The sequence below is a fragment of the Advenella incenata genome (genome assembly GCF_004217095.1).
In the GTDB taxonomy this organism is placed as follows: Bacteria; Pseudomonadota; Gammaproteobacteria; order Burkholderiales; family Burkholderiaceae_B; genus Advenella; species Advenella incenata.
Map to the genome: position 1 here is coordinate 505,483 of NZ_SHKO01000003.1, position 12,451 is coordinate 517,933.

The 12,451-nt window shown below is 53.5% G+C and carries 12 protein-coding genes; 8 read left to right on the plus strand and 4 right to left on the minus strand.

Annotation, left to right across the window (positions count from 1 at the left end):
• Positions 1-28: 28 nt before the first annotated feature.
• The 4 genes from EV681_RS18495 to EV681_RS18510 all read left to right on the plus strand — a co-directional run bounded on the left by EV681_RS18495 (position 29) and on the right by EV681_RS18510 (position 3,524).
• Positions 29-940: a LysR family transcriptional regulator gene (locus EV681_RS18495; RefSeq protein ID WP_128394670.1), complete on the plus strand. Its 912-nt coding sequence runs from the start codon at positions 29-31 to the stop codon at positions 938-940.
• A 260-nt stretch (positions 941-1,200) separates the two neighbouring features.
• Complete coding sequence (locus tag EV681_RS18500) at positions 1,201-1,827, plus strand: amino acid kinase family protein (protein WP_130304818.1); 627 nt, start codon at positions 1,201-1,203, stop codon at positions 1,825-1,827.
• 170 nt (positions 1,828-1,997) lie between these two features.
• Complete coding sequence (locus EV681_RS18505; RefSeq protein ID WP_130304819.1) at positions 1,998-2,546, plus strand: cytochrome b; 549 nt, start codon at positions 1,998-2,000, stop codon at positions 2,544-2,546.
• A 30-nt stretch (positions 2,547-2,576) separates the two neighbouring features.
• A complete protein-coding gene (locus tag EV681_RS18510; protein ID WP_130304820.1) occupies positions 2,577-3,524 on the plus strand; it encodes a YVTN family beta-propeller repeat protein in 948 nt (315 codons plus the stop codon).
• 110 nt (positions 3,525-3,634) lie between these two features.
• Here the strand turns inward: EV681_RS18510 and EV681_RS18515 are convergent, their stop codons facing one another.
• The 4 genes from EV681_RS18515 to thdT all read right to left on the minus strand — a co-directional run bounded on the left by EV681_RS18515 (position 3,635) and on the right by thdT (position 8,063).
• Positions 3,635-4,390, minus strand: a complete 756-nt coding sequence (locus EV681_RS18515; protein ID WP_130304821.1) for a hypothetical protein — start codon at positions 4,388-4,390, stop codon at positions 3,635-3,637.
• Positions 4,391-4,434: 44 nt separating this feature from the next.
• Complete coding sequence (locus tag EV681_RS18520) at positions 4,435-5,346, minus strand: quinoprotein dehydrogenase-associated putative ABC transporter substrate-binding protein (protein WP_130304822.1); 912 nt, start codon at positions 5,344-5,346, stop codon at positions 4,435-4,437.
• A gap of 94 nt (positions 5,347-5,440) precedes the next feature.
• On the minus strand, positions 5,441-6,094 hold the full coding sequence (locus tag EV681_RS18525) for a c-type cytochrome (RefSeq protein ID WP_207227103.1): 654 nt from the start codon (positions 6,092-6,094) through the stop codon (positions 5,441-5,443).
• Between the two features lie 121 nt (positions 6,095-6,215).
• A complete protein-coding gene (thdT, locus tag EV681_RS18530) occupies positions 6,216-8,063 on the minus strand; it encodes a thiol dehydrotransferase (RefSeq protein WP_130304823.1) in 1,848 nt (615 codons plus the stop codon).
• Between the two features lie 564 nt (positions 8,064-8,627).
• Here thdT and EV681_RS18535 point away from each other — a divergent pair.
• The 4 genes from EV681_RS18535 to EV681_RS18550 all read left to right on the plus strand — a co-directional run bounded on the left by EV681_RS18535 (position 8,628) and on the right by EV681_RS18550 (position 12,372).
• On the plus strand, positions 8,628-8,927 hold the full coding sequence (locus EV681_RS18535) for a carboxymuconolactone decarboxylase family protein (RefSeq protein WP_130304824.1): 300 nt from the start codon (positions 8,628-8,630) through the stop codon (positions 8,925-8,927).
• 390 nt (positions 8,928-9,317) lie between these two features.
• Complete coding sequence (locus EV681_RS18540) at positions 9,318-9,698, plus strand: hypothetical protein (RefSeq protein ID WP_130304825.1); 381 nt, start codon at positions 9,318-9,320, stop codon at positions 9,696-9,698.
• A 642-nt stretch (positions 9,699-10,340) separates the two neighbouring features.
• Positions 10,341-10,661: a DUF485 domain-containing protein gene (locus tag EV681_RS18545; protein ID WP_128394659.1), complete on the plus strand. Its 321-nt coding sequence runs from the start codon at positions 10,341-10,343 to the stop codon at positions 10,659-10,661.
• Positions 10,654-12,372 (plus strand): cation acetate symporter, encoded by a 1,719-nt coding sequence (locus tag EV681_RS18550; RefSeq protein WP_128394658.1) that lies wholly within the window; start codon positions 10,654-10,656, stop codon positions 12,370-12,372. Before EV681_RS18545 ends, EV681_RS18550 begins: the two co-directional genes overlap by 8 nt.
• Positions 12,373-12,451: the final 79 nt, after the last annotated feature.

Here is a 12,451-nt window from a genome sequence, read left to right on the forward strand (position 1 = left end):
AAACATAAGCACAGGCTTATAGATCACTATGCGACGTTACACACTGAGACAGCTGGATACCTTTCTGGAAGTGGCCCGTGCCGAGTCTGTATCCAAGGCGGCAGAGAAGTTGCACGTGACGCAACCTGCTGTTTCGACGCAACTGCGACAACTGGAAGATGCACTTGGCGTCGCGCTGGTGGAAGCCAATGGCAGACAGATCCGCCTGACCGCAGCAGGGCGCGAGGTTGAGCAATACGCCATTGCGGCTACGTCGCAGCTCAGTCAGCTTGACGATGCGGTCGAAGGATTGAAAGGGCTGCAGCGCGGGCGCATCAACCTGGGGATCGTGGGTACGGCAAAATATTTTGTTCCCATGCTGCTGGTGCATTTTCGCAAGCGTTTTCCCGGCATCGAAATCGCGCTGCAGATACAGAATCGTGATCAGATTTTCAATATGCTTGAGCGCAATGAACTGGATCTGGCCATAACCGGCAGGGTGCCCGAAAGGCTCGATTGTCTGTCCGAGGCCTTTGCCACCAATCCCCTCGGTTTTGTAAGCGCGCCGGAGCATCCGCTGTCACGCCGTCGCCAGGCGCCGCTGTCCATTTTCAATGATATCGATTTCGTGGTGAGAGAAGCCGGCTCGGGAACACGGGCGACCATGGAGAGCATTTTTGCCCAGAACAACATCAGCCCGCGTATTGTGATGGAGATGCCCAGCAATGAATCCATCAAGCAAGCGGTGATGGCGGGCATGGGGCTGACCTTTCTGTCATTGCGTACGGTACGGCATGAGCTTGCCGCAGGGCACCTGGCTTTGCTGGATATCCAGGGTACGCCTATTTTGCGGCAGTGGCGCGTTGCGCATCTGCGTACCAAAAAGCTGGCGCCCGCTGCCCTGGGCCTGAAGGCATTTTTGATCAGCGATGGCGCCGCCCTGATCAACGTCTGGGCGTGAGAGCGTAACGGTACACTTTGTCACGCATGCGTCACAGTTGGTGTGTTCAGGGGCCGCTATTTTACCTGTGCCGTGCGCACTGGGCGTTCACTGCCACATTGACCTGTTGCCAGTAAGTCCGCAGATGCCCGCAGGCAAAGGGACCACGGGGCCGGCAAGCATTATGTCGGAAAAAGCCCGGCTGCCTGACAATTCTGGTACGAATATTGCTTTTGTTAACCTGGAGCCAATATATAAAAATATAAGACCAGGAGAGGGACATGTGGGTAGTCAAGCTTGACGGTGCTCTGGCTCATGATGACACGTTGCAGGATTGGGTTGACGAACTGAGTACTGTCGGCGGGGGGCGCGTCATTATTGTGCCTGGTCGCTGGCATGGCGCAGATTTTGTCCGGGAGATGAAATCACGCTGGCAATTGGACCGCCTGGTAACGCACAATATGTTGCTGCTTACCGGCGCGCAGTACGGGTTGCTGATCAGCAGCATGGCGCCGCAGATCAGTCCGGTGCTGGATGCGCGCCATGTGCGCCAGACGCTGCAGCGGGGCGGCGTCGCGCTATGGATGCCGCTGTCCTTGATGCGCGATATACCGGATGATCTGACCGATTCGACGATTTCATCCGATAGCATTGCGGCCTGGCTGGCGACACATTTGAATGCAGAAAGGTTGATTCTGGTAAAGACGCGACCCTTTTTCTCGAACGTGAATGTAGCGCAGCATATTCGTGACGGCGTGCTGGATGAAGGATTCCGAAAGTACGCAGATAAACTGGCTTGCCCGGTGACGTTGCTGCATAAAAGCGAGCTGTCACGTTTTCATTTAATGCTGCTCAATGGCAGCAGTTCGGATTTGCTGGACCGGGCAGGAGAAACAATTAGGGGGTAAATGGCAATTGCCATCTCTGCTATGCATTTTTATTTTCGCATACATTAAGGTGGTTGCCGGCAATGACATAGGTGGTCAGTCGTGATAGAGTTCAGTCAGACGGTCAGTTCTTTGGGACCGGCAGGGTTAATCAATAAAACCGGCATACATAGCCGAAGGGGATGACATACATGGATGCACCTCGTTATACACGAGTGGCAATGCTGCTGCATTGGATGATCGCACTGTGCCTGGTAGGGCAGTTTGTTCTGGGCTGGTACCTGGAAAGCATACCCCGGGGTGTACCGGATCGCAGCTATTTTGTGAATATACATAAAAGCACCGGCATACTGATCGGCCTGCTGATTCTGGCGCGTATTGGCTGGCGCCTTACCCACCGTCCCCCCGCGTTGCCCGTGTCCATCCCAACGTGGCAGCAAAAAGCGGCTTCTGCTACCCATTTTCTGCTTTATTTTTTTATGCTGCTGCTGCCGCTTACCGGCTATATTGCATCCAACTTCAGCAAGTGGGGCGTCAAGTTTTTCAACACAATAGAATTGCCCCCCTGGGGCATCGAAGATAAAGCGATTTATGCGTTTTTCAATCAGTTGCATGGGCTAATTTCCTGGATACTGCTGTGTCTGGTGATTCTGCATGTGCTGGCCGCCGTCTCGCACCTGGTGTCGGGACATCGGGAGGTGATCCATCGAATGCTGCCTGGCTCCTCATCAGGCCGGTAGCACCACTATGTTGTCAAAGGAGACTTAAGGATGAGACAAAAAATACTAATTACAACACTCGCAGCGTCATTGCTGTCGTTCGCCACTGCGGCTACAGCGGAACCATTTGCGTATGTGCCTAATGAAGGCGGCGCCAGTATTTCTGTGATCGATGTCGCGACCGACAAGGTTGTGGATACCATCAAGGACCTGGGTGCAAAACCCAGAGGGCTGGCTGCCAGTGGGGATAATCTGTATGTGAGCCAGCAAACCAATAACCAGCTCAAGATTGTAGACTTGAAGCAGCGCAAAGTGACAGGCAGCGTGAGCCTGGGAGAGTCACCTGAAGGGGTGTATGTCTCTGCAGATGGTCGCTGGATTGCCGCAGCGATCGAAGAGAATAATACGGTTGCCATTATTGATACTCAAACCAATAAAATGGTCGATGAGATCAAGGTGAACGGAGATAATCCCGAGCATGCCGTCTTTTCGCCCGATGGCAAAAAGCTGCTGGTGAGCGCCGAAGACGGGCATTCCGTTGACGTGATCGATTTTCCGGCGCGCAAGGCCGTCGCGGAGATTGAAGTGGGCAAACGACCCCGTGGTATCGGTTATCTTCCCGATAGCAGCAAGGCCTATGTCGCCGCTGAAAACAGCAATGAAGTCTACGTGATTGACTTGCCCAACAATAAGGTCATCAAGAAGCTGGCCGGCGGCGTACGCTCCAATGGTGTGACGGTCAGCCCGGATGGCAGCCGCGTGTATATCTCCAACGGGGGTGATGCAAGCGTATCGGTGATTGATACGGCCAAAGATGAAATCGTTGCCACTGTCAAGGTGGGGCAGCGTCCATGGAACATGGCAATTTCACCAGACGGCAAAAAACTGTATGTGGCCAACGGCCGCTCCAACAGCGTGACTGTGATCGATACGGAAAAGAATGCGAAGATTACCGATATCGCGGTGGGCGAACGTCCATGGGGTGTCTATATCCATTGATCGCTTTGGCCGCGGTTTGGCTGAGCGAGACAGTCGCTGTCGGCTATATGGTGGCAAAAGGGCCCGTTGTTTAGTACGGGCCCTTTGCTGACACATTGCCGGGATGCTTGCTATCCCGGTATTTCCCCCCCGGAAATCGTCATGGATGTGTCCACCTGAGCTGGCTGGCTTTCGGCAAATTTTTCACTTGTGTATACCTGATAAAGTCCGCCGGGTATGTTCGGACTGATCACGAAAACATATCGTTTGGCGGCGAACTTGCCAATTTTCTCCTTCATTGGATCATTGACATAGGGCTGAATCACGATGCGATCGGCCGCGATCTGCTTGTTCTCAAACTTGACATTGACCTTGTCTACTTTGACGTTGCTGTCGGCCAGCGCCAGCCGGATACGCTTGCGAAAATAAACGGTAGAGCCGCCGGTAAATCGCTTCATCTCGGCAATATCGCGCTCCAGGAACCCCAGTAGAGCAGGGTTTCCTTCGGCATGATCAATGGGTGCGATCGGCGTATGGTTCGGGCCGGAAAGAAAATCCACGTTGACCGATGCCGTGCCGTCTTCATGACGTTGGCGAACGTCTACTTTGACCTTATCATTGATTGTCGTCATGCTCGGACCCGCCTGGCGGTAAGTGTAATCAATAGACTGGCGGGTCGTGTTGGCAAAATGCTTGTCCAGAAACAACTTGCGTTCGGCTTCAGTAATGGGGTCAGATTCGGGCTTTGATGCGGGTGCGGCGGTGCCAGCCGGTTGTGCGGTTGTGGCGGGCTGGCTGGTATTTGCTGCCAGCACGACCGTTGCCTGGCACGATAGCGCCAGCAATAGCGCGATGGAACCAGATCTGAAAATAGGGCGGTCAATCATGATTTGTCTCCTGTCTTGTTGGCCGCAGTGGTCAACGAATTTATTCAGTCGTCGTCATCTTCAATGCGATCAACAGGGGCCGTGGCTGTCGGAACATCATATTCTTTCAGAATAGCGGCGATCTCCGGGCCGCTGGAATCGATCAGCTCATTGAGCTTGTCGCGCAGTTTTTTGCTGTCATGCCGAACACCCATGGCAATGTTGAACGCAAATTGATGATGGTCGATACGGGTGTCAAAGGGCACGACGGTCATGGGTACGCCGCCATCGCCATGCTTGGCGTAGTATCCGGCAATCGGACCCCAGGCAATGGCAATGTCAATTTTACCGTTGGCCAGATCATGTTCGATAATCTGCCCGGGATACTGTTCCGGGTCTCCGGTTTGCAACTGATACGGCACCATGCGTTCCAGCAGGCTGTGCGACAACAGCCAGTTTACCGGTGGTGTACCGGAGAAGGCGCCGATCTTGATTTTTGACAACGTCGCTTGATCCAGAGACATGATGTCTTCTGGCTTTTTGATGCCATCCAGGCCCTTGCCTTTGACGTACACGATGGCGTAGGTTGATGTCATATAACGTTTGGTGGGAATGCCGCGTTCGAAGCCTGGCGATACGCCTGTGACGACATCGCATTTATACCGGTCGGTCTTTGGGTCTTTGGCAGTCAGTGTTGCCCGCGTAAAACCCATGCGCTGAGGATACCAGGTGTGCTCCAGCTTCCAGCCCAGTTTTTTTGCGAACAGCGCAGCGATTTTGTTTTCGTAGCCACCTTCATCCTGTCGAGACATAGGCATATTGTTGGGATCCTGGCACACCCGCAGCACCTTTTCACCGTCCTTGTCCTGCTTTTTCGGTTCCTGCGCCAGCGCCGTTGCGGCAAGCAGGCTTGCACTCAGGGTGAGTGTGACAAGCAATGCAGAGCGTGGTATGGGCAGTAATTTATCTGACAGCATGGAATACATCCTTCCGACAACGATCATAACAATTGAAATAAAAAGCCGAAACGCAGGCAGGGCTCATCGAGAGCACCTGCTTATAGTAGCGTTTTTATTTATCCAGCGGGTACACATGTCCGGGGTCCAGCTTTCCATCTGCACGCGCTTTTAAATAAGTGTACAGATTATCAATATTCTTTACCAGGCGCGGTACGCTTTCAAATGGTGGCATGCCCTGTGGCAAACGCCCCTTGAGCACGGTGGTCTTGAATTCGTCGTGTGACAACTTGTTGATCGCGACAATCAGCGACGGTCCGACAAGGCCTTCCTGCTTGGCGCCGTGACAGCGCGCGCAATCGAGTGCCCGCCAGGTTTTCCATCCTTGCAGTACATGGTCATCGGCCTTATTGCCTTCCTTGACCACATATTTGACGTCGCCGCCACCGGAGGCTGCTGGCGCGTCTGCGGGCTTGTCAGTTGCCGGTTTGTCTGCGGCTGTTGGCGGCTCGGCCGCAGTGGCTGGTGCCGGTGTTGGCGCAGTGGGCTTGGCAGCCGCGCCGGCCGGCACTTGCCGTTGTTCTGTCGATTCGGCCTTAAGGGTGCCTTGTGTTGTTTCTGCGCCCCCGTCACCAAAAGTGGTTGTGGTTGCTGCCAGCACTGTGGTCAGCAGTTGCGTACCAGTGTTGATATCTGCGGCTTGCGCAGAGAAGGTACAGATTCCAGCGATAGCGAGTCCTGCTCCGATTGTGCGTAAACGTAAAGTCATATTGAGTTTGTCCCAGATTTATCATGCAGGCATTGCACATGCCGCCATGAATTTGTGTTTCTTTTGATACCTTGATATTGCAGGGTGAGCGGCGTGAACCGGCCACCCTGCATGACGCTATTTATTGCGTTTTTGTGGTTTTTTCTGCCGCTGCGGTAGCGACATTGTCAGGCAATGCGAAGACCATCAGTGCACCGCCAAGTTCGGTGTATTTGGCCAGATCCTTGTAGCCGCCAACTGCACCCAGGCCGTCGGTAGACTTTTCAAGACCTGCTGCCAGACCAATGCCGGCCCAGCCGCCAATACCGGACAGTACGCCAACGTATTGTTTGCCTTCGTATTTCCAGGTGGTGACGTTGCCAATCACGCCAGAAGGTGTTTTGAACTTCCACAGTTCTTTGCCGCTGGTGTCAACGGCTTTAATATAACCTTCAAGCGTACCGTAGAAAACCACATCACCGGCTGTGGCAAGGGCGCCGCTCCATACGGAGAATCGTTCAGGAATGCTCCACAGGATTTTGCCTTTGTCTGCATCCCAGGCAATGAAGTTACCCATGCCACCATGGCTGTTGGGGGTAGGGAACATGGACACAGTTGCACCAACGTACGGCTGACCAGCTACATAATCAACTGCAAATGGTTCATAGTCCATGCAAACGTGGTTGGTGGGGACGTAGAATACGCCGGTTTTGGGTGAGAATGCAGCAGGTTGCTGATCCTTGGTACCCAGTGCAGATGGACAAATGCCCTTGACGTTGACATCTTCACCACCTTTGGCGGGGCTATATTTGCTGTTGACAACAGGACGGCCGGACTTCATGTCGATTTTGTCGGCCCAGTTGATGGTCGGATCGAATTTCTCGGCAACCAGCAATTCGCCTGATTCACGGTCAAGCGTATAGCCAAAACCGTTGCGGTCAAAGTGAACGAGCGCCTTGCGATCTTTGCCACCCACTTTGATATCGGCAAGGATATTTTCATTGACGCCGTCATAATCCCATTCGTCATGCGGTGTCATCTGGTAAACCCATTTGGCTACACCGGTATCCAGATCCCGTGCGATGATGGACATGGACCATTTGTTGTCGCCAGGGCGTTGCGATGGGTTCCAGGTGCCGGGGTTGCCGGTACCGTAGTACACCAGATTCAGGGCAGGATCATAACTGAACCAGCCCCAGGTGGTGCCGCCGCCAATTTTCCACTGATCGCCTTTCCAGGATTTGATCGAGGAGTCTTTACCCACGGCAGCCATTTTGCCATCGGTCCAGGTCATGGTTTTTTCGGGATCAAACAACATTTCGTTGTCAGGGCCTGTCGAGTAGGCTTTCCAGGCTTCCTTGCCGTCTTTCAGGTTGTAGGCCAGCAGACGTCCCCGTACACCAAACTCACCACCGGAGATGCCGGTGATCACTTTATCCTTGAATATATGCGGCGCATTGGTATTGCTTTCACCGACTTTGAAGTCGCCGTTCTTGACCTTCCATACTTCCTTGCCGGTTTTGGCATCCAGGGCCACCATGGTGGTGTCATTCTGTTGCAGAATGATTTTGCCATCGCCGAATGCCAGGCCGCGATTAACCGTATCACAGCACATGATGGTAATCACGTTGGGATCCTGGGTAGGCTCATACTTCCAGAGCATACTCTGATCCTTCAGACTGATAGCGTACACCTTATTAGGAAAGGGGCTATGAACGTACATGACGTCCCCAATCACCAGTGGTCCACCCTCGTGTCCCCGCAGTACGCCGGTGGAGAAAGTCCAGGCCACCTGAAGGTTCTTTACGTTGTCCTTGTTGATCTGATCCAGTTTACTGTAGCGCTGGTTGGCAAAATCGCCTGCCTGAACCGCCCAGTTATCCGGGTTTTTCATAGCTTCCTGCAATTGTGGATCCGCCTGTGCCGAGCCAGTAAAGGCCAGCGCACCTGCGACACATAGCATCTGTTTAAGGGTTATCTTAAAAGACATGTCTTCCTCCGGGGTTATCGTTATATATTTCAGAACACGAATTAAAGGTCTTACGCGAACATAGCACGAGCAGCATGCATATGGTCATAGATTGCTATAAGCACAATTCATGCCAATCTGAACAAGGCCGACGTGCACGCGTGCAAATGGCGGTGTATCGACGTGTTGGGCACAATCGTGCCGGCGTAGCGGGGTATATCGGTCATCATGTGCATATATATAGGCGGTCAAATGTACCGCAAGCAGAACAAGGTCAGGACATTATGTGTCGTTTTAGGACAGGCGCCGTTTTGCGCCGGGCTGCCACAGGCGCGCGGGCCGATAAGGAGCGGCATCCGAAAAAACATTCATTGAAATGAAAGCCGGTGTTTGGCATGATGAGAACTCGGTTGTACTTTGAAAGTCATGTGCATTGATTACCAGCAGTTGCGCGATTGCCCAGGGTGCGAAGGGACGGTCAAAATCGATATCACAATTGAAATTGCGAGCCTATGTGATGGCCGCAGTTGCTGCGATGCACGGATAGGTCAGAATGGTAAATAAAATCCCCAAGGAGATAATCACATGTATGATATGAAGCATCTTGCCCATATGAAGGACCTTGATACCGCTGCACCGCAAGCCATGCAGGCGTTTCGCGCATTTGACCAGGCTGCGTTTGCCGATGGCGCTTTGAGTGCACTGCAAAAACAGATTATCGCGCTTGCTGTTGCCGTCACTACGCAATGTCCTTATTGCATTGCAATACATACCAAGCAGGCGCGCGAGGCAGGCGCAACCGATGCCCAGCTTGCCGAAGCCGCGCTGGTTGCAGCTGCAATCCGTGCCGGTGGGGCGGTCACGCACGCAACGCATATGTTCTGATAATCCGCTGCCGGTTGCGGCACCCGGACATCGCATTGGCGCCGACAGGGCGGTGCAACACCCCGCAGCAGCGGGCGCATCGTGGTTGCAGCGGTGCTCTGGAACTGGCACAGTGTGTGACATTGTTGTGCCGAAAGCTGTGGGTGCTGCGCCTGCGCGCAGCGCTCAGTGTCGTGGGCCGACGGTCGCTCGTCATGATGCGCAGCGGTGCCTTGCCGGCGATGGCCGCTGGCTGTGGCGCGGGACATGGTTCAGCTTGGAGCGTGGCACAATAATTGCTTGCAACAGAATGGAAGAGGGCGCAATAGGAGGAGCGAACATAAACAGGCAGCGGTTCGCTTGCGCCGTCTTTGATGTGCATAGTCTGCTTTATTCGATTCGTAGGACAACATGAAATTTTCCATTAAAAAAATGTTCCCCGCCCTGTTATCCCTCGTCGTGCTGGGTGCGGCGCCGGCCAGCGCCCAGGCTAACGATTTTCCTACCACGACCAGAGTAGAGTACGTGCTCGAGTGCATGCAGAAACATAATCGTGATTATGAATATTTTTATAAATGTTCATGTGTGGTCGATGAAATTGCCAAAAACGTAAACTACAACGAGTTCAATGAAATTTCGACAGCGGCCCGTTATGCCCGCCTGGGCGGTGAGCGCGGCAGTGTCTTTCGCGATCCGAAAGACGTCAAGCGCATGGCTAAAAAATACAGGACGCTGGAGGCCAATGCCAACAAAGCCTGCTTTGTGAAAGCACCGGCCGATGATGATGACTAAGGTCATCGCTGATTGATATCCATGGCTCAATGCTGCGCGCGGCAGGCACGCTGCTTGCGCTGACGCGCTGTGCCGCTCAACATTCGCTGGTGTGAGAGGCGGACAAGCGGTCCGTGCAGGCAGTTTATTTTTACAAATTGGCCCAGCCTTTGGGGCTCACCATGCATCGCAATCGTTGCGCTGTCAGTCGCGCGGACACAATGTCATAAAGTAATGCGTGTGGTGAGCACGCCGGTTTGTGCCTGGCTGCGCGCCGGCGGCTGGCCCAGGTGTGAGTGCAATGGCCGGCCAGGGCGTGAGCCGGTCCGGGAGATGACATAAACGTTGTCAGAAGTCTGCACTCTCGCATTTAAGTCGGCCACGGCATTCGTGCCGCGCGGCCGGATCGGGCTTGCCCGGGATCGCGTAGCACAGCTGTTCAGACCTATTGACGGGCCCGTCCTGAGCCAATCGCGCCAATAACGGCAGCGCCAAACATATATTTAGACGATGTTTTAAACGGATTATGGGCAAGTATTGCTAGGGTATATCACTAATTGCAGAAACATAGGGCTACAGGTAAAACGGTCATGTTTGCTGCATAAATGATAAGCATTAGAGAGCTACGATCAAAATTTAACGATACTTTCTGGGAGGAAAGATATGAGTGAGGATATCGTTCAACGGGTGATTGCGAACCCGAAATACAAAGAAATGACGCGAATGCGCAGCACGTATGGCTGGGTCTTTTCGGCCATTATTCTGGTTGCGTATTATGTCGGTTTTATTGGCATTATTGCGTTTGACAAACAACTGTTCGCCCAGTCCATCAGTGGTGGCGCCATGACTTGGGGTATTCCGGTAGGTTTTGGTCTGATGATTCTGATTATTGCACTGACCGGCGTTTATATTTGGATCGCGAACTCCAAATTTGACGCAATGGAACGCAGCTTGCTGAACGACGTAGGGGCAACTCATGAATAAAGGTGTGTCGCGGTTTCTGATCGGTATAGCATTTACCGGCCTGTTTTTATCCCTCGCTTATGGTGCAGACGCCATCGGTGAAACCACCAAGCAGCAGGTCAATATAACGGCGATCATTATGTTCGTCGTTTTTGTTGGCCTCACGCTTTTTATCACCAAATGGGCCGCTGCCCGAACCAAATCGGCCTCTGACTTTTATACGGCAGGCGGCGGGATCACCGGCTTTCAGAATGGCCTGGCGATTGCGGGCGACTACATGTCCGCTGCATCCTTTCTGGGAATTGCCGCGCAGGTCATGGCCAGTGGTTATGACGGCCTGATCTACTCCATCGGTTTTCTGGTGGGCTGGCCTATCATTATGTTCCTGATGGCCGAGCGCTTGCGCAACCTGGGCAGGTTCACCTTTGCCGATGTCGCCAGCTACCGCTTTGCCCAGATGCCGGTACGTACTTTTGCCGCCTGCGGCACCATCGTGGTGGTGCTGTTTTATCTGATTGCCCAAATGGTAGGCGCCGGCCAGCTGATCAAGCTGCTGTTCGGTCTGGATTACTGGATTGCGGTTGTAATCGTGGGTGTGTTGATGATGGTCTACGTGCTGTTTGGCGGGATGACTGCCACAACGTGGGTGCAGATCATCAAAGCTGTCATGCTGCTTGCGGGCGCTTCGTTCATGGCCTTTATGGTAATGAAACTGAACAACTTCTCTTTTGAAGCGCTGTTTTCCAAGGCCATTGAGGTCAAGACCGCTGGTGCACTGGCTGCAGGTAAAACGGCCGAAGAGGCGGCGGCGGCAGGCAAGTCCATCATGGGGCCGGGTACGTTCATCAAGGATCCGATTTCTGCCATTTCCTTCGGTATGGCCCTGATGTTTGGTACTGCCGGTCTGCCGCATATTCTGATGCGTTTCTTCACCGTGCCCAATGCCAAGGAAGCGCGTAAATCAGTTTTCTGGGCCACAACCTGGATCGGGTACTTCTATGTGCTGACCTTCATTATCGGTTTTGGTGCGATCATTTTCGTTTCCACCAATCCTGATTTTCTTGATGCGAAGGGCGGCCTCATCGGCGGGGCCAATATGGCCGCGGTGCATCTGGCCGATGCCGTTGGCGGACATATTTTCCTGGGCTTTATCTCGGCAGTGGCTTTTGCCACGATTCTGGCTGTGGTGGCCGGGCTGACCTTGTCGGGCGCCTCAGCGGTATCACATGATCTGTATGCTTCGGTGTTCCGCAAGGGTAATGTCGATTCGGCGACCGAGCTGCGGGTATCACGTATTACGACGTTCGTGCTGGGTGTGCTGGCCATTTTGCTGGGCATCCTGTTCGAGAAGCAGAACGTGGCCTTCATGGTGTCGCTGGCGTTTGCCATTGCGGCATCGGCCAACTTCCCGGTTCTCTTCCTTTCTATTATGTGGAAGAAAATGACCACGCGTGGCGCCGTTATTGGCGGCTTCCTGGGACTGATATCCTCGGTTTTGCTGACCATCGTGTCGCCCGACGTATGGGAAGTAACATTGGGCAATCCTGCAGGCAGTGCGCTGTTCCCTTATAAGTCACCAGCGCTGTTCTCCATGATCATTGCCTTCGCTGGTATCTGGTTCTTTTCTATAACCGACAAGAGCAAGCGTGCCGCAGTCGATATTGCTGCATACGACGCCCAGCGCGTACGTGCAGAAACCGGTATCGGCAGCAGCAAGGCTTCGGCGCACTAAACAGCGCGTTATTGCCGGTAAGCACGCGACTTCGGTCGCGTGTTTTTTTATGGGCGTCGGCCAAATGCAACATTTTCGT